Consider the following 17,304-nt stretch of genomic DNA (forward strand, 5'->3'; position numbering starts at 1 on the left):
TCAGCCCCCCTTATGCAGCCGCACCGGCAGCGCGCGGAACGTCCTAAGGAACGCGGAGGGTTCCCGGGTCGGCTGCTCGGCCAATGCCAGTGTGGGGAAGCGCGCTTGGATGCGCGGCAGGCTCTCGGCCAACTGCACCCGGGCCAGTTGCGCACCGAGGCAGAAGTGGATGCCGTGGCCGAAGCTCAGCATGATCTTCCCGTCGGTCGACATGCCAGGAGTGGTGCCGTAGAACCGCGCGGGATTGAAGCGGTCGGGATCGGCGAAGGCGTCCGGGTCGCGATTGCCGGCCGCGATGAGCACGCGCACGTCCGCGTTCTTCGGGATCACCACGCCGCCCAGTTCGATGTCGCGCTGGGCGATACGCGGAATGGAGCTGAACATGGCAGGCGCGTCGCAGCGCAGGACTTCTTCGACGAATGCCTTCACCCCCACGGCGTCTCCCTGCAGCCAGTGCCGCTGTTCGGGATACGCGAGCATCGCCAGGACCGCATGGTCGATGGTCGAAGCAGTGGTGGCGAAGCCGCCTAGCAGCATGCCCCACAGCATGCTGATCAACTCCGCATCCGACAGCGTGTCGGCATCGTCGTCGTGTACGCCGACCACCATCGACACGATGTCGTTGCGGGGATCGGTGCGCTTGCGCTGTATGAGATCGCCGAAGTAGGCCTGCACCCTGGCGCTGGCCGCGTCCGCCGCGGCGAGCTGGGGATCGCTGGCGTGTGGGCTCAGGCCTTCCAGAATGGCGCCGATGCCGGCAGCGAGCCCGTACATGTCGTCCTGGGGCATGCCGAACAGTTCGGCGAAGACCAGCATTGGCAAGGCCAGCGCGAATTCCCAATGCAGGTCCACCGCCTCCCCGCGCTCAAGCGAGGGCGCCATGCCGTCCAGGCGCGCCGCGACGATGCGCGCGATGCTCGGCCGCAGGTTGTCGATCTGGCGCATGGTGAAATCGCGCGAGATCAGCCGGCGCAGACGCGTATGCGTCGGTGGTTCCTTCATCGCTAGCGTGGACGCCAGGAGATTGAGTGACAGGCTGGTCGCCGCACGCGGGAAATAGCGCGCCAGTTCGCCTGGCGCCGGTCCCCGAAACGCGTCGCCCGTGGCCTTGAGCGCCCAGAAGATGTCGGCGTGGCGGCTCAACAGAAAGAGGCCCGACGCCGCGCGATGCACCGGATCGTGCTCGCGCAACCACCGCATGAACGGATACGGGTCGTGGATGCACGCTGGCGACGCAAGTTCGGCGAAGGCGTCTCGGCATGCTGCCTTGGTTTCTTGCACGTCCATCTTGGTTACCCGTTGGCTGGCTGATCTGACCGGCGCGTGCTAGGCGCGCCGGCAAATTGCGGATAAGATCGCGATTCCGGGCGGCGTCCGCGCGTCACCAGAGCACCGGGAACTCCTCGAACCCGCCAGTGATGATCTCCTTGCGCAACTTCAGTTCTTCGGGCGCCACGGCCAGGCGCAGCGCGGGAAAGCGCTGGAAGATCGAGCCGACCACCACCTTGAGTTCCAGCCTGGCCAGCGCCATGCCGATGCAGTAGTGCGGCCCGTGCGAGAACGTCAGGTGCGGATTTTCGTCGCGTCCGATGTCGAAGATTTCCGGGTCGTCGAAATGGCGCGGATCGAACGACGTCGCCGGCAGGCCGACCAGCACCTTGCTCTCCGCGGGAATATGCACGCCCGCGATAGTCACGTCGGTCCTCGGATAGCGCATGATGCCGTCCCAGCCCGCGCCCGGCGGATACATGCGCAGGATTTCCTCCACCGCCTTGTCCACCAGGGATGGATCGCCGACTAGGCGTTCGCGCTGTTGTGGATGGCGGAACATGGCCAGCAGGCCGAATTCGATCTGCGCGACGGTGCTCTCGTGCCCCGCCACCAGCATGCCCGCCGCCAGGCCGATCGCCTCTTCCTCGGTCGCATTGCCCTGCTCGACCGCCGCGAGCAGATCCGTCAGCAGGTTGTCGCCCGGATCCTGGCGCTTGTCACACATCTTGCCGCGAATGTAGGCGCGCAGTTCTTCCCAGGCCAGGCGCGACGCGCTGCGCGGGCCGCTTTCATGCTGGTGCGTCATCACCTCGTCGGACAGCCCGGCGAAAAAGGCGTGATCCTCGTAGAGCACGCCCATCAGCGCGCTGATGACCATGGCCGGAAGCGGAAAGGAGAGGTGGCGCCTCAGGTCGGCGGGCTGGGGCTGGGCCGCCAGCGTCTCGAACAATTGCGCGGCGATCGCCTCGACCTGCTGCGCGAGCAGCTTCACCCTGCGGTTGCTGAAGGCAGGCGCCACGATCGTGCGTAACCGGGCATGCTCGCCCCCCTCATGCGAGACCAGCCACCCCGGCGAACCGAGAATCACCGAATCCGGGGTGAATGCCGCCGGCGGCATTCCCGCGGGCCGGAACGCCGCGTCGGACAGCGCCGCCTTGGCTTCGTCATAGCCTATCACCCACCAGCCTTCGTGCCCGGAGGGGAAGCGCACGCGGTGGATTGGTCCGTTGGCGCGTAGTGCCAACATCTCGGGCGAGGGCTCGATGTGATCGACGCGCCATATCGGCAGCGTCGGCAAGGGTTGTTCGGACATGGTGGCACGTCACTCTCTAAGCGATGGAGGGGCGGAAGGCGCTGCGGGCAGCGAATGACCTAGGACGGCAATTGGACGTCCTGCGCGGCGTAGCCCGACTCGATTATCAAGATCGGCCAACTTGTAACTGCCTAGGCATACCGCGCGGCGAGATGCAGAACTTTATCCTGCGCCTTCGAGTTCAGGATTAAGGCAAGGGTGGTGGGCCTTTGAGTCGCAGCCGGCCATCAAGATTTCCTGCGCAAGGGTCGACAAGGGCGGCAGCCAGTTTGGGTACGGGGCGGTTTCGCCGAGGCCCCCCTTGCATGGAATGCTATCTGATGCGGATTTGACATTTTGCTTTTCTTTCTCCGTTTCATCGATCGCGGTGTCATCCACGAAATTGAGGTCGGTCGGCGGCTCCCGGCTCCCAACAAAGGAGTTTCAAAACTCGTGCCAATTAGGCCGACCCAGCAGAAGAAAAACATTGTGATTAACTTTCAGCGGGTTAGCCGAGACCAGACAAGAGCTCGACGAAATAGGCTGGTGTCGCGGACGCAACAAAGGCGACAGAACAGTGTCGGATAGTATACGGTCGTCAGACGCTAGGCTGGCGACACCTCTTTGATCAGTTGTCCTTTCCTGGAATGATGGCAGGCCACCTGACCCTATTGACCCATAGGAGGTTGGCTCAGGGGTTCACGTGCTTGCTAAGGGGCGCGCTCGAGGCGACTTGCGGGCGCGTTGCCAATGCAACACTGGCTATCCGCATCACCATCATCTGGGGCGAAGCCGGCAAGGCCTGCGCGTCGGACTCCAAGAAGTTCGGCGCTTGGGACGGCAACCTGATGACGGAATGGCATGTCCGCTACGGCGGTCGCGGCGTGATGACCTACTGGCATGTCGAAAAGGGCTCGACCTGCATTTTCTCGCAGCTCAAGCGCTGTTCGTCTTCGGAGGTCGCCGCGATGATCAAGGGCGTTCTGCGACACTGCACCAACGTCGAGATTCAGGGCCAATATTCGACCGCCGTCGGCGTCGCTTTTTGCCGCCTGCTCGGGTTCACCTGCCGCCACGCCTGAAGGCGATCGCCCAGCAGAAGCTGGCGCCGCCATGCCTGCGCGCTGAATTTCCCAATCTGCTTCCCATTCTTTCCAACGTCATCAACTGAGAGGAGGTTGAGCAGCAGTATGGCCACAGTCAATCTGGGCCGGCATCGATCTGACTGCCATCCCGAAATATCACGGTCGCAGCGGTAGCCAGAACGACCATCGGAATAGCCTCCGGCCTTCGTTCATCCCGAAGAAGGGATGACCGACCAGTCGCTTTTCGCGCGCGAATGCGGCAGCTCCATTGCGATCGCGGCAATTCGGATTGGCGCGCGCGCCATGTGCTCCGACCCTGAGGGCTGTCCCGGTCGGCGCGAGCTATCGCTCAGCGGCGATCAAGTCATCGGCTTTCGGAATGACCGGCGACGCTTCGTCTCAACGATTATGCCGGTCGGGCTGTCGGCCGTATTCTTCGCCTTGAACACGGCGGTTCGCTTCGGTTTTGGTTTGGGTGGCGCTTGAGGCTCAACCCTTGGCTCCGGCGTTTGCTTGCCCTTTTGTTTGTCCTTGCGGGAGCAAAGCAAAGCCTTGGCGGTCGCGGCGTCCGCATCCGAGACCACGCCGGCCGGCTTGCCATCGAGATTGACCCGTGCGGCGCCGGCATCCAGTCTCGCCAAGTATTTGGCCATCTTGGTATACGCCAGCAGGGCTCTCCTCAATTCATCATCGGACAGTTCGCCGTCGAGCACCCGAATGTCATGATGGATGCCGATCTTGAGCGGCCTGGGCGCTTTCGGATTGAACGCCGCAGGCCACTTGGCCGATAGATAGCGGAAAAGCTGTGCAGGCGATTTGCCTCGGCTACAGCTCAACATCATAAGCCTCGCCCCATTGTTTTCGTTTCCAATTCGGACCTTCCTAGCACTGATATATGCAATGATTATGGAAAAATGAGCATTCGCTCCGCAGGGCAAAGACCTCCTCATTCGGACACGCGAGGTGCCTGGTGAGCCGAGCAGGATCGGCACCAATCACGCCGAGCCGTCCCGTTAGAGTTCACAGCCATACATCAGGGTCGGTGGAATGCTGTTCCCCCATATCTCCGCCAGCTCATTGACCCTTGGCAGCGCATATCAAACGCCGGCAGCGAAAAAGACTCGACGGCCCTCCGCGGAGGGCAGCGGCGCCCAATCGGAAACATTAGCACCTCCGCGTTTTGGCTCGGCTGCTTGAACTCCTCGACGGCAACTGCCTCAATTAGCAGATCCAAGGCTTCGCGCCCCCTCTGGCTGATCGGGTCATCGCCTCGCAGGTAATGATATGCTCGATCTAGATGCACTCGCGCGGCGGAAAAATCGCTTGTCATATGACCCTCTCAGTTGCCGCCCGCGTTAGCCGTCTACGAGGTGAGGGTCACGCAATCGTCAATATCCACAGACGGATTTGATTTAAATCGCAGATGACCCGGGAGAACCAAACACCGGCTTGTCCTATGCGAGAGCTCCTTGATTATGTCGCCGGCGGGCCCGGTGGACTCTGCAATAGGGTTGCCTGGCAGGACGCCACTATGGCTTTTCTGCGTTCTGTCTTATCGCTGTGACATTTCCCGCACAGGATGACGTTAACGACACTCTTTCCCGCGTGAGGTGAGGTGATGAGAGCAGGTTAGAGTGACGCGCGGCAGGGAGGACAGGAGGCGATGGCAAAGGCTGAAACTCGGTAAGACGGCGCAGACCGTCACGCTTGCTACAAAGAGAATATTCTTCGAAGAGTATCGTTATGATCGATCCGGCGTCGCGAGGCTCGGCCGGCTGAAGGAGGACGCTGGCAATGATGCGGTCAGGGGATGGTTGGCACGATCCACGCCAGGCACCTGCACGGATCACCCCGCAAAAGTGGCGGACGGGACCTGGAATCGAGCCGACATTGCGAGATTTTCGCGGCCTTGGCGGCTTCGCTGTCTGCTGTCCGCAGGGCGAAGCGCGCATCAGATGAGGGCCAGCGGTGGGTGCATCGCCGCCCGGAACCGCGGGGATGACGAACACGATCTTCGCCGGCTAGGACAGCGGCACTGCGAACTCAATGTTGGAGGCGCTACGCCGCTCGGTCTAGCGGAGGCGTGGCGAGTCGATGCGACCGGCCGGCAAAACCCGCGCTGCCGCTCGATTTCGGGAAGGATCCCTTGCCGCTTAAATATGATTCACCGATGAAGCTTAGGGTGTCGACCGTCTCGAGGTGTTCGTCGCCAAATGATTATCCGRGCGGCAACTGGACGATGCCAATTATTCGGGACATCACTCCGAATTCGATGTGGCGTCCAGAATTATCTGCCTCTCTCCGGAATTAAGCCGAGGTTAGAAGATCGTGTGCGGTATTGTGCGCGCCCAGTCAAACCGTGTCGATTTGCGGCGTGGCCGACGTGTCTCAAGCTAGGGTCAGGACTCATTGATCCAGAAGATGAAGGCTGCAGCGAAAGCGATCGCCGACAGGAAAGTGTGAGCACATCGGTCGTACCTCGTGTGGATGCGACGCCAGTCTTTGAGGCGTGCGAACATGTTCTCGATCCTATGGCGCTGTCGGTATAGGACAGGATCGTAGCTGTGCTGGACACGATGCTTGGCATGGGGCGGGATGCAGGGCGTGATGCCGCGTTCGACGAGCGCCTGGCGGAAGGCCGCGGAACTGTAGGCCCGATCGGCGAGCAGGGATTTGGCGGCAGGCAAGACCTCGATCACTGCGGCAGCGGTCTTGTGATCATTGGCCTGCCCTTCGCTCAGATGCAGCAGCCGCGGGCGCCCCTTGCCGTCGCAGACCACTTGCAGCTTGGTGGTCAGTCCGCCACGGCTGCGTCCGATACATCGGGGTAGAGCCCTTTTTTAAGCAGGCTTGCGGCGGTGCGATGCGCTTTGAGATGGGTGGCATCAATCATCAGATTGTCGGTTTCGCCGCCCTGGGCGGCCAGTTCCGCCAGAATGCGGTTGAATACACCCAGCCGGCTCCAGCGGATGAAGCGGTTGTAGATGGTCTTGTGCGGACCGTAGTCGACTGGGGCGTCCCGCCAGCGAAGGCCATTGCGGATCACGAACAGGATACCGCTCAGCACCCGGCGGTCATCCACTCGCGGAACACCATGCGACAAAGGAAAATAGGGCTCGATCCGGCGCATCTGCTCCGGCGTCAACATCAGCAAATCACTCAAGGCAGCATCCTCCTGCCACCTTGAATCACCTGCCAGCCTTCAACTCAACAAATTAATGGGTCCTGACCCTAGGCGGCGTCGCACTCTGGTCCCGATTGTCGTGCTATGGTGAATGCGCAGGGCTAGACCTTGTTACCAATCCTGTCGTCTTGGGTTGACCAATCCGTTGTCGATCGTGAGCGGGTTTACCAATAAGGGCGGCTATATTGTACGCAAATCCAATCACTCAATGCCAATCCAGAATTAACTGTCATTGAGGCCATTGGTAAACTCGATCTTTGGATCGGAAACCCGTACCCTCAGCCAGAAAACTCGCGTATTTTCAATCGCATAGCCCACGCGCCAGCAACCCGTAATTCCGGACTGGTAAACCTCGTGAAATGCCAAATAATTCCGGACGTCACACCACTGTGCCGTCCGGAATTATTTGTCGCTGTCCGGAATTAAGCCGGGCTGCGGAGGTCGTCTGCGGCATCGTTTCGACGCTCGTGCAGAAGCCTGAGCACATCGCTGCCGCACGACATGCCGCGAAGCGTGGTCTCTATCCGGGGAAGACGAATGTTGCCGAAGCCGCTGGTACCGGCGGCGCAGTTCTGGAGGAGGTGGCAAAGCGCGCGAAGGGAGGTGTTCTCACCGTAGGTGACAATCGCTTCGTAGGCGTCTGCTCCCTCAACGTTGTGTTCGGCGCCGATCCTCACGCAATCCTCCCGCGTCGGCTGCCCGATCTCGAAACGCATGCCGATACGGCTTTCGATCTGATCCATAGCGTGGATATCACGCCTCGTGCCTGCTAACCGATGAGTGTTGCCGGCGAGCAGCAAAGCGAAGCCGCAGCGCTCCTGAAGATGCAGCAGCTCCCGCAAAACACTGGGTGTGAAGTTCTGATATTCGTCCACCAGCAACGGACGCGCCGGGCCGTATCGGGCGCCCAAAAAGTTCATGCAATCCTTCGCAAGATCGTATGTGTGCTTGCTGTCCTTTTGGACGCCGTAGGCGTCGTGCAGCATCAGGAACATTGGCCTGATGGCCTTGGTATGCTGCGCAACTTCGCAATAGGCAGCTCCGCTTTGGGCGGCTATCCAGTTTAGCGCTACGGTCTTTCCGAGTCCGGCTTTGCCGACCGCAAGCACCGGATATCGCATCTTGACTGCCGTGTCGAAGGCAGCCCGCACGGTGAACGCAGCGCGAGTTTCGATAAATGTCACCGGACGATCCTCTTCGCCAAGTCCATCTGAGCGGCTATGCGCTCGTCCTGTTCGCGCCGGCGCTCTTCCGAGATTGAGGGCCTCTTTGGCATCACGATCCGCGCCGGCCGCTTCGTCGGATCGTACGAGACGATGCCGACAGGCTCGTTCGGAACCGTCTCAGGCTGAACTTCGCCGCGGGCGATCAGGCGAGCAGCCACATCGATATCAGGCGCTGACCGATCGAGGTCACGCACCGCCTGCCGATGCACCTTCGCGCGTTCGGCTGATGTTTTTGCGCCGCGCTTGTCGAGCGGATGGAACTCGACATCGGGAGAGGCTATGCCGACTTGTTCACCACGCCGGTCAAGCAATAGCAACTCGGCCGGTGTGTGATAGGCCGGCACACGGACCCAAATCTTCTCGTACTGGTAAGCCTGCAATTCCGGGCATGTCCAATGACGGCCACCGACCGATATCGCACCCTGAACAACCGACCGCTCTTCGGTTCGCGCACATGCCGCGCGCACTTCATCGCGGCTCATCGCAGTCGGCGCCCATCCCGCCTCCAGGTGTTTGCGGAACTTGGCTTCAGGGGAGAGGCCTTTTAGCGCGCTCTTCTTGCCCTGCGCAGTGTGATTATAGGTGCGCACGAAGCCTTCTATGGCTGGCACCACGTCTTCGAACGCACCGAACGGAGCGACCGTCCTGCCGATCGCCTCCTGCTTCTTGCTCATTCGGTTGCCGCCGATGTGGCCGCGCGCCGTGCTGAAATAGCGCGTCTCCAGGTCACCGAATAAACGCTCAATCGGCTTTGCGGAGGCGTTGTAGGGCAAAGCATTGATGACGTGGATTGATCGGGAAGGGCCATGGAAGCCCGGCACGGTAAGCTGCATGGCATCGTCCAGAAAGGCGGCGAAGCCGAATTCTTTGCCGTTGTCGATATAGAGCGACTGCGGCATGCCCCAGGCTTCGATCATGGCCGCGAAGACTTCGATCACGTCGCGGTTTTGCACGCCGCCGCGCTTTTCGAAAAAGATCAGCCCCATCCAGAAGCGCTGCGTCGCCCAGTCTAAGAAGCCGATCAGCCTAGCAGTGGCGACAGTGCCGTCAGGACGAGTGAGGTGAATGTCGACAGGGTGAACATCGCCGACCACGAGCTCCATCGGCTGCATGCCGGCGACGGTGCGGCGGATGCGTGGCCGGCGATCATCATAAGCCTTGTGGTCGCGCTTAAACCGGTGGACGTTTCGGAAGTGGAGTTCCGCTGAGACGAAGCCGGTTGGGATAGAACAAGCGCGCTCCAGCACGTCAGGATCGCCGGGACGGAGGCCCCAGGCCCGAGTCGCGTCGATCAGGAACTTTTCGGCTTCTTGCAGGGTGTGGCCCCACGACATGCCGCCTTTGAGCAGGCCGCGGATTTCCTGCTTTAGATCCTCCGCGATTTTTGCCTTGGTGGATGCGTCGAACGGGACCAGTTTGTCCCAGCTCCGGCTTATGACGACACGCTTCTTGCCCCTATCCGATCGACCATGCCGTCCGACCTTCATGCCTTCGTCAAAGCGTGCGGCATGGCGCTGCAGCGTCCGCAGGGAATAGCTGACCGCCGTGCCCTCCCAGTTCCGCGTTGGGTGGTCTGCTAGCTCGGACAGAGCGTCGGTGCGGGCAGTCGATTTGGCTGGATGCTGAAGCACTGGCCTCAGGTAATCGAGCCACCATGTGTGCTCCGCTGTCCTGCCAGTGATTGATTTCGAGTGGTTTTCAACGAGGGTTTGAGAGACCTTTAAGCGGTGCTGGTATTCGAGCGGCAGGGACGCGGAATTCACCTGATATTGCTCCCCAGCGTTCCCACCGCGCCGACCATTGACCTTCCGCACTTCGAGCGGATTCTTTCGCCAGCGACGCTGACGAAGAGCGCGGTGAGCGACTTGTCGCCCAATGCCGACCAGCGCAGCAAACTCAACTGTGGGCAGCCACTCACTCATAGCTAGCAACCTGGCGTCGACGCGGGGCAATTCCTGAGAATTTTTGCGGGGATATGCTACCTCGCGAACGTGTAGGCTATTTGAAGATCGTCCGAGACCACCTCGCGGAGGCAATATCAATGTCAGCCCCCGGCGAGTGCGAACGCCACTCGCTCGATGGGGGTTACCAAACCTATCGCTGGAGGTTACCAATGCGCGTGTTGGTTGGCCTTAGGTTCCCAATCGTGGCCGCAATAAGCTCAATCAAAACACCCCCTTAAGGCCAGTCGGGAATTGATTGTCGTTGGGGCACATTGGTAACCTGTTGTCCAAAGGGCATTGTTAACCTCTTTGGGCGAAAGCGGCAGGATATCATCCACTTAGAAGTCCGGCCGACGACAGATAATTCTGGACTCTTGCCCCTCACGACGACAGATAATTCCCGACGCCATACCACACTGCCATTTATGCGACTTTCGAAGCACAAAAGGCGAACATAGAGAGCCGATTGCTCTTTCGGCGTCAATAGACTGCGCTCCGTTGCTCTTTGGGTTGAAGTCATCGGCCGAGATACCTAGCCGTGTTAGATTCAGAAATGCGCGAACGCCGGGCATGAGAACAGGAGATGGCCAAGGCAAAGCCTGCCTGACGTTCCCGAAGAGAGAGACCCGCTCGAGATGGACTGCGTGCACGTCTCCTTTCTTTAGCCTTGGGTCAGCTTACTTCCTTGCCCGTGTACTCGCGCCAAGCCGAGCCGCTTGATCCGGTTTTCTACCAGCTCGGAGAACGTACCGAACTTTCCGGCTATTTCGAGAGGTTCTGGGTCACGACTTCGACATAACGCCGAAGTGCACCGCTGCGTCGCCGATATGGTAAAGCGCGATGGCGTTTGCCGAAGTAGCAATTGCCGTCTAGGACGCTGATAAAACAACCATATCGGGAGGCACTTTTGTCTGAAGGGCAGTCGCACATCTCGGACTTCTTCAAGACGATGAAAGTCCGTTTCGAGAAATGTCTGGAACCGACACTTTCTTGCGCGGAGGCAGCTATCAGCGCTCATTCCGTCCAGAATGCGACGTCTCTTGGCATCATCGCTGACGACAATCACGTTTACGAGATGCGAATGCGGATCAAGAACGGCGCGCCGCAATGCGCCTTCGAGAAGGTCGGGCGCAACCAGGCATCCACGTTTCCGGGCTTCTGCGGGCATCACGACACCGAAATCTTCAAGCCAATCGACACGAAACCGCTGTCGCTGCAGGACGAAGAGCAGCTTTTCCTTATCGCCTATCGGTCAGTCACACGGGAGCTACACACCGTGATGGAGGCCGCGATGCGCCTGCAGATGACGCTGCAGCGGCAAATAGCTGCCGGAGTTGTCCCCAAGGACGAGCCATCGGCGGCCATGATGGAAGCGACCGCGCACATGATGAAGGCCTGGGGAGTATGGAAGCACCGCCTCGAATTCTACGATCGACCGTTGGTGAGGCGCCGATACGTCGATGTAGGCCATTCGATATTCATGGTCGAGGGCCGCAAGCCGGTATTGGCCTCCTCCTCGTTCTTTTCCGTTGATGACAGGCCATGGGGTAAGCGTTTCGCGGGCGTGACGCTCAATGTCATCCCGACGTCAACGACAGAGGCCGCTGTCATCGTGAGCTATCCGAAGGAGCAATCCGGGCAGGCCCGACGCTATGTCGCGCAGATCTTTCTCAAGAGCGGAGAAGAGCGACTTTGCGCGCTCTCGCACATGCTTGTTGACCGAGCTGAGAACTTCTTCGTGTCGCCGACCCATGTTCAAGGTTGGTCGGCCGAGAAACGCAAGTTGATCGAAGAGGCGTTCGTCGGCACGGTTATCCGAGGCGAAACGGCAAGGCCGTCGCCGGACTTGATGCTGTTTTGAGTAGGGTATTGGCCCTGGGTTGACAAGGCGCGGCCGATTACGGACGGAACAGCCGCTCCTGCCGCCGTCCAAGTGACCGGAACGTGCGGCAGGGAGAGCACCAACTCCAACCGAAAATATTGAGGATTTGAGGGCCGATCAGTTGAGGGCGAGAGAATATAGCCGGCTAATGACAGCATGCTTGGCCACGGCTACTAGCGATCCCGATCTGCAACGGCGGCAGGGCGAGGGACCGGAGGACAGCGCGCGCTCCATCGAAAGCGAGATGGGTACCTTTTTGCGCGCCGTGCTGAACGATCGCGAAGACGTGCACCAAACTGCCGAACGGACGCTTCAGCCGCTGTTACTGATATACGATCTCGCGCTACTACACGTCTGCGACATGTCGCATTTCGGCTTCGAACACGCCGAAGGCCGGGCAAGAATCATTTGGCCGGGCGCGCGTCTTCCGAAGCGACCACGACCGAATGACGTCTTCTACATTCTTGCCTCGAATTTGGCATACGCCATGCAGGCGTTCCGGCTGCTGATCCTGCATGGCTTCGAAAGCCAAGCGCGCGCAGCATTCCGAAGTGTCGTCGAGGTCACCGATCTGATGATCATGGTTCTGGCGGACGAGGCCACCTACCGGGCCTATGTAACGTGGTTTGAGGATGGGAAGTCTAGCTATCAGCACTGGAAAAAGCATCTGTCGCCGGCGGTCATCCGGGCATCGCTCTCGGAGCTCGAAGCTAGCGATCCTATCACCATTCCGATCAATATGACGGCGGAGGAGATAAGGAATGACAACTACGCGTGGCTATCGCGGTTCGTTCACGTTGACTACGCCGCTCACATAGTGGCAGCGCATCCGTCGTATCCGGATGGAAGCTGGCAGCGGCTAGCGATGCTCGGCAATGTCGGCGAGATGTCAAAAGCCACGCTCGCGCATGGGCTCCTGTACCTTTGGATCAGCTTGCTCAGACTCGAAAGCTGTATTTCGAGAAGCACGGCTGGGCGCGAATGCGAGGGGGGCGCAGCCGTTCGTGGTTTCGCTACCGCGGTTGTGCGCTCGACAAGCTTTTTCTTGCCTATCTGCCAACATTCTGGGAGGAAAATCCACCGCTCGGCCTCGACCCATAGGGCGGTCAAAACTTAGAAATGTCTGCCGGCAACAAAATCCGTGTCGCAGTTAAGGCTTTGATGGCGTGGATCAAGACAAAGACCTGATGGCCGGTGGAGAAGGATTCCGCGACACAGTCGCGGAGAACACCATTGGTGTCAGTCAGGCCAAGCGATCGCTTGCCGGAGGAACGGCGCTTGCCGACGGGGATCATCGCGCCAATGTCATCGTCGGGCGTGTAGGTATCCTTCCAGGGATAGTCACCGAACAATTCAGTAAAGCGCTCAGACTGGATCGCCCGCCGCAGCGTCGCGTGAAAACCGTCACCCGGAATGAGCTCTGGCATGTTGAGGACCACAACAGCGCAGGAGCGATCGTTCTTGGACACATATTGGCGAATGGCGGCGTAGTTTGAGGCATTGAACTTTGAAGCAAGCCGAACCGGCGTCCAGATTTCGAAGGCTGAGCTGCTCGCCATTTCATGGAAGGTATCGAGCTGAAACAGCACCTCGGAGGCGAAGACATTCGCCTCGCGGTCGAAGAGTTCCGCAGTCGCGCCATCGAGTGCCTTCTCGCAATCTTCGACGAGCGCATACATGGGGCGCTGCCACGGCAGAAATCCGTGCGCGGCTTCGTGAAAGCCGACGAAGCGCTTCTTCACCGCCATCATGGTCTGGTTGAGAAAAACCAAACCATCAGATGCATGAAAAACTCCGAGCACTTTGGTCACGGCGCGTTTGACGGCATGACCGGCCTTGGCTCGGAGCTTCGCCAGGAAGCCTGGGTTCAGGACGTCCTCTTTGACCTCCTCGATCCCGGCAACCGTCATGATGCGATCTATCGGCGTCGGAAAAACGCCGAGCGCGCCCGCTTCGCGCAGCGCACGCCCGGCTTCCTTGTGGACTCGAAGTAGCTGGCCGGGCGTCAAACTGCAATCGTCCGGCCGGCGCATGGCTATTTCCGTTTCGAGCGAACGTAAGTGAGATAGTCGAGCAACTCGGTCTCCTCATCGGCGGTGAGATTGTCGATCGAGAAGGTGGCGGCGCGACCGTGCTTTTCGCCGTCGCCGCGGTTCGCTGCGGGAACGATATATCCCGCGCGCTCCATCAGCGTTTCATATGCGACGCCCAGCGCTGTAGAAAGGGCGTACAAGACATGAGGCGACGGCTTCATGACCTTGCCGCTCTCTAGTTGGCTCAGATACGCGTTCGAGATCTCTTTTCCCGTAGCGTCTTCGACCTCGCGCAACGACATCCGCATGTCCTGGCGCGCCTTCTTCAGAAATGGTCCGAGTTCAGGTTTGGCTTGCGTCTCCATTGGTTTGTCATCGGGCATCGATGCTCCTCTACGTATGGTTTCCGGACACAGACTCCGGCCCGATACATATGGATCAAAATGCTTGATGTGTCAAGCGCGCTAAGTCAATGCTTGACAAATCTAGCATGCTTGTCTATCTTAGCGACTAATCGGCGCTGGGCCGAGAACCAAGGAGTTACCCCGATGGACATTGTTTCGCAGGCCGCGGTCGACCGCGGCCAGGACCGCCACCAAATTGAAATTGCCGACGCGACGCTCACCTTCCGCTCGGTGCCGATCGCGGATTTGACCCCTACCGGCATGCAGGTTGCGACGGCGGCGGGCTTCAAGCCGACGCAGCAAGTAACCGTGCTGCAGTTCCTGGCGAATGGCGACCTGGAAGACATCCGGCCTGACGAGACGGTCGACCTGCGGCATGCCGAGGGTCGGTTTGTAATCGTTGAGAGCGACCGCAGCTACCGGCTCACGATTGACGGCCAGCGCTTCGACTGGCCTTGTCGTGTTGTGTCAGGCGGGCTTTTGAGCAAGCTGGGCCGGGTACCGACGGATAAGGGCATTTTTCTCGAACAGGGCGAAACGGCCGACCGCTCAATCGATGCTCATGACCTCGTCGATCTCGACGCCACCGGTGTCGAGTCGTTCGTCACGCGGATCAAGTTCTGGAAGCTCAACGTCCAGGGTATCGTCCTCGACGTCGATACGCCGACCATAGGTGTCCGCGATGCCATTGCCCGCGCCGGATTCAACCCCGACCAAGGCTGGCAGATCTTTCTCAAGATTGCGGGTCAGCCGAAGCGGCCCGTCACGCTCAACGATACGATCGATCTGCGCACACCGGGCATCGAGAAGCTCCGGCTGACGCCGAACGAAGTCAACAATGGCGAGGCGCCTTGGGCGCCTCGGCGGGATTTCGAACTGCTCGATGCCGATCACGCCCATCTCGCGCGCCTTGGGCTGCGCTGGGAAACGGTCGAACAGTCGGAGCGGCGCTGGCTCCTGATTCATGACTATCCGCTGCCGCACGGCTATAGCGTCACCCATATTTTGCTGGCCCTGGAAATCCCGCCCACCTATCCGGGCGCGCAGATCTACGGGTTTTACGCATATCCGCCGTTGGCGCTCGCTTCGGGGCGCGCGATCGATAACACGCAAATGCGCGGCACGCTCGACGGGCGGGAGTTTCATGGCTGGTCGCGCAATCGCGGCAGCCTTGCCTGGAATCCGGCGACCGACAACGTCAGCACCCAGCTCATGCTGGTCGAGGCAGCCCTTGCCAAGGAGGTCGGCGAATGAAACCTGCGATCACGCTCGGGCTTTCCGGCCTGATGCATACGGCGCTCAGGCGGCACCTTTTTCCAGGTGACGGGCTTGAGGCCGCGGCTCTGCTCGTCTGTACGCGCGGCGTTGGAAAGCGTGACCGCCTCATTGCACGAGACATGATCCTCGTAGCGCACGATCGGTGCCGACGCGCGAGCGACGCGATAACTTGGCCAGGCGCGTATCTCGAAGAGGCGATCGAGTTGGCTGAGCACGAAGGACTCACGATCGTCTTGATGCACGCGCATCCTGGCGGACTGTTTGCATTTTCCGAGGTCGACGATGAGAGCGACCGGAACGTGGTGCCGTCCCTGTTTGCGGCATGCGGTGACCGGCACGGATCAGCCATCATGACGCCGGACGGTGCCATCCGAGCGCGGCTCTACAACGCCGGTATGGGCATTGTCCCGATCGATCTTGTAACTGTGGCTGGAGACGATCTGAAGTATTTCTGGAGCGCCTGCGCGACGCTCTTGGATGCGGCGCGCCGCCCAGTCGCGTTTACGAGTGACATGAGTCGTGAGCTCGGCGACCTGACCGCCGGCGTGATCGGCGTGTCGGGCACGGGTTCAATCGCCGGCGAGCAAGTCGCCCGACTGGGCTTCGGGAAGATCGTGCCGATCGATTTCGATCATGTCGACCGCCGCAACCTCAATCGGATCGTGAATTCGACGCTGGCCGATGCAGCCGCCCGACGCAAGAAGGTCGAGATGTTCGCAGCCGCCATCGAAGCCTATCGCGGGCCGGGGGTGGTTGACCCGGTGGCCCTCTCGATCGCGACACGAGAGGGCGTGATCGCCGCAGCCGGCTGCGATGTCCTATTTTGCTGTGTCGACACGCTGGAGGCACGTCAAATCGTTGACCTGATCGGCGCTGCGTTCCTCATCCCGATCTTGGATGTCGGCGTGACGATCCCGGCACGCAAGACCGCGGACGGCATAGCGATCGGCGATGTCTGTGGTCGCATCGACTATGTGCAGCCCGGTGGCGCGACGCTCGGCGACCGCGGCGTCTACACGCCCGAAAGCCTTCGGGCTGAATATCTGCGCCGTGTGGCGCCGGACGCTCATCAGCAAGAGCTCGACGCGGGTTATATCAAGGGCGCGATCGAGGAAGCGCCGTCCGTCATCACTCTCAACATGCGGGCGGCCTCGGCCTGCGTGAACGAGTTTATTGCGCGCGCCTTTCCGTTTAGGCTCGATGCCAATCGGCTCTATGCACGGACGACGTTCAGCCTCGCGGCATGCGAGGAGGACTATGTCTGCGAAGACGGCTTCACATCGAGCCCGCAGACCGTGCTTGGCCGAGGTGGGCGCGAGCCGCTGCTCGGACTGCCGATGTTCAGCGCTCGCCGCGAGAAATCACGGTCATGATTTTGCAACGATGGTGGCGAGGATTGCGGGAGCGGCTTGCTCCCGTGCGGCGTCTCCGCGTCGTTGACGGCGATAGCCTTCCGCAGGCGTTACCGTGGCGCGATCTTGTCGTGGCGCGCGACGGGGACGAGGATTGGTGCGTTGGATTTCGTTGCCCTTGCGGATGTCGATCAACGATCGAACTTCTGGTCGTCCCCGAAGCGAAGCCGCGCTGGGATCTTGCCATTGACGCAAAGGGTCGGCCAAGCCTTTCGCCTTCGGTCTGGCGCAAGACCGGATGTCGCTCGCATTTCTGGTTGCGCTCCGGACGCGTCCATTGGTGTGATTGAGCTG

At 60.4% G+C, this 17,304-nt stretch carries 13 protein-coding genes and 2 pseudogenes; 6 read left to right on the forward strand and 9 right to left on the reverse strand.

Going from position 1 to position 17,304, the window contains the following annotated elements:
* Both AC1DZU_RS33915 and AC1DZU_RS33920 read right to left on the reverse strand, forming a co-directional pair.
* The gene (locus AC1DZU_RS33915; RefSeq protein WP_477291608.1) at positions 1–1,287 is read right to left on the reverse strand and encodes a cytochrome P450; all 1,287 of its coding nucleotides are present in this window, start codon (positions 1,285–1,287) and stop codon (positions 1–3) included.
* A gap of 94 nt (positions 1,288–1,381) precedes the next feature.
* Positions 1,382–2,584 carry a cytochrome P450 gene (locus AC1DZU_RS33920; protein WP_477291610.1) on the reverse strand — a complete coding sequence of 401 codons (1,203 nt, stop codon included), beginning with the start codon at positions 2,582–2,584 and terminating at the stop codon, positions 1,382–1,384.
* A 647-nt stretch (positions 2,585–3,231) separates the two neighbouring features.
* Here AC1DZU_RS33920 and AC1DZU_RS33925 point away from each other — a divergent pair.
* Positions 3,232–3,731 (forward strand): annotated as a pseudogene (locus AC1DZU_RS33925) (Tn3 family transposase); the annotation flags it as partial.
* A 276-nt stretch (positions 3,732–4,007) separates the two neighbouring features.
* On the opposite strand, the gene AC1DZU_RS33930 reads toward AC1DZU_RS33925, so the two are convergent.
* The 5 genes and pseudogenes from AC1DZU_RS33930 to AC1DZU_RS33950 all read right to left on the reverse strand — a co-directional run bounded on the left by AC1DZU_RS33930 (position 4,008) and on the right by AC1DZU_RS33950 (position 9,980).
* On the reverse strand, positions 4,008–4,640 hold the full coding sequence (locus AC1DZU_RS33930) for a ProQ/FINO family protein (RefSeq protein WP_244748465.1): 633 nt from the start codon (positions 4,638–4,640) through the stop codon (positions 4,008–4,010).
* 152 nt (positions 4,641–4,792) lie between these two features.
* Positions 4,793–4,978, reverse strand: a pseudogene (locus AC1DZU_RS33935) (hypothetical protein); the annotation flags it as partial.
* A gap of 1,069 nt (positions 4,979–6,047) precedes the next feature.
* Positions 6,048–6,811 (reverse strand): IS5 family transposase gene (locus AC1DZU_RS33940; protein ID WP_477291613.1). Its coding sequence is split into 2 segments (ribosomal slippage): positions 6,048–6,478 and positions 6,478–6,811, totalling 765 coding nucleotides; the frame shifts between segments, so codons are not numbered across the junction.
* A 443-nt stretch (positions 6,812–7,254) separates the two neighbouring features.
* Complete coding sequence (locus AC1DZU_RS33945; protein ID WP_477291615.1) at positions 7,255–8,016, reverse strand: AAA family ATPase; 762 nt, start codon at positions 8,014–8,016, stop codon at positions 7,255–7,257.
* Positions 8,013–9,980: a hypothetical protein gene (locus AC1DZU_RS33950; RefSeq protein ID WP_477291617.1), complete on the reverse strand. Its 1,968-nt coding sequence runs from the start codon at positions 9,978–9,980 to the stop codon at positions 8,013–8,015. The genes AC1DZU_RS33945 and AC1DZU_RS33950 overlap by 4 nt, the downstream gene beginning before the upstream one ends.
* A gap of 970 nt (positions 9,981–10,950) precedes the next feature.
* Here AC1DZU_RS33950 and AC1DZU_RS33955 point away from each other — a divergent pair.
* Together AC1DZU_RS33955 and AC1DZU_RS33960 are read left to right on the forward strand one after the other, a co-directional pair.
* Positions 10,951–11,862 (forward strand): hypothetical protein, encoded by a 912-nt coding sequence (locus tag AC1DZU_RS33955; RefSeq protein ID WP_477291619.1) that lies wholly within the window; start codon positions 10,951–10,953, stop codon positions 11,860–11,862.
* A gap of 181 nt (positions 11,863–12,043) precedes the next feature.
* Positions 12,044–13,000 (forward strand): hypothetical protein, encoded by a 957-nt coding sequence (locus AC1DZU_RS33960; RefSeq protein WP_477291621.1) that lies wholly within the window; start codon positions 12,044–12,046, stop codon positions 12,998–13,000.
* On the opposite strand, the gene AC1DZU_RS33965 is transcribed toward AC1DZU_RS33960, so the two are convergent.
* A complete protein-coding gene (locus tag AC1DZU_RS33965) occupies positions 12,990–13,916 on the reverse strand; it encodes an ImmA/IrrE family metallo-endopeptidase (RefSeq protein ID WP_477291623.1) in 927 nt (308 codons plus the stop codon). The genes AC1DZU_RS33960 and AC1DZU_RS33965 overlap by 11 nt on opposite strands.
* Positions 13,917–13,918: 2 nt before the next feature.
* Positions 13,919–14,299 carry a helix-turn-helix domain-containing protein gene (locus AC1DZU_RS33970; RefSeq protein ID WP_477291625.1) on the reverse strand — a complete coding sequence of 127 codons (381 nt, stop codon included), beginning with the start codon at positions 14,297–14,299 and terminating at the stop codon, positions 13,919–13,921.
* A gap of 165 nt (positions 14,300–14,464) precedes the next feature.
* Between AC1DZU_RS33970 and AC1DZU_RS33975 the strand changes: the two genes are divergently transcribed.
* From AC1DZU_RS33975 to AC1DZU_RS33985, 3 genes are read left to right on the forward strand one after another with little or no spacing between them, the layout of a single operon-like run.
* Positions 14,465–15,574, forward strand: a complete 1,110-nt coding sequence (locus AC1DZU_RS33975; RefSeq protein WP_477291627.1) for a multiubiquitin domain-containing protein — start codon at positions 14,465–14,467, stop codon at positions 15,572–15,574.
* A complete protein-coding gene (locus AC1DZU_RS33980; protein ID WP_477291629.1) occupies positions 15,571–16,971 on the forward strand; it encodes a ThiF family adenylyltransferase in 1,401 nt (466 codons plus the stop codon). Before AC1DZU_RS33975 ends, AC1DZU_RS33980 begins: the two co-directional genes overlap by 4 nt.
* Positions 16,968–17,300: a ubiquitination-like system serine protease family protein gene (locus tag AC1DZU_RS33985; protein ID WP_477291631.1), complete on the forward strand. Its 333-nt coding sequence runs from the start codon at positions 16,968–16,970 to the stop codon at positions 17,298–17,300. The genes AC1DZU_RS33980 and AC1DZU_RS33985 overlap by 4 nt, the downstream gene beginning before the upstream one ends.
* Positions 17,301–17,304: the final 4 nt, after the last annotated feature.

The sequence above is a fragment of the Mesorhizobium sp. P2_A12 genome (assembly GCF_056405075.1).

What these genes read in the sequence shown, in the direction of transcription:
- AC1DZU_RS33955 (WP_477291619.1), top strand. Translation starts at nt 10,951, where the DNA reads ATGAAAGTCCGTTTCGAGAAATGTCTGGAACCGACACTTTCTTGCGCG.
- AC1DZU_RS33985 (WP_477291631.1), top strand. Translation starts at nt 16,968, where the DNA reads ATGATTTTGCAACGATGGTGGCGAGGATTGCGGGAGCGGCTTGCTCCC.
- AC1DZU_RS33950 (WP_477291617.1), bottom strand. Translation starts at nt 9,980, where the DNA reads ATGAGTGAGTGGCTGCCCACAGTTGAGTTTGCTGCGCTGGTCGGCATT.
- AC1DZU_RS33975 (WP_477291627.1), top strand. Translation starts at nt 14,465, where the DNA reads ATGGACATTGTTTCGCAGGCCGCGGTCGACCGCGGCCAGGACCGCCAC.
- AC1DZU_RS33915 (WP_477291608.1), bottom strand. Translation starts at nt 1,287, where the DNA reads ATGGACGTGCAAGAAACCAAGGCAGCATGCCGAGACGCCTTCGCCGAA.
- AC1DZU_RS33965 (WP_477291623.1), bottom strand. Translation starts at nt 13,916, where the DNA reads ATGCGCCGGCCGGACGATTGCAGTTTGACGCCCGGCCAGCTACTTCGA.
- AC1DZU_RS33920 (WP_477291610.1), bottom strand. Translation starts at nt 2,584, where the DNA reads ATGTCCGAACAACCCTTGCCGACGCTGCCGATATGGCGCGTCGATCAC.
- AC1DZU_RS33970 (WP_477291625.1), bottom strand. Translation starts at nt 14,299, where the DNA reads ATGCCCGATGACAAACCAATGGAGACGCAAGCCAAACCTGAACTCGGA.
- AC1DZU_RS33980 (WP_477291629.1), top strand. Translation starts at nt 15,571, where the DNA reads ATGAAACCTGCGATCACGCTCGGGCTTTCCGGCCTGATGCATACGGCG.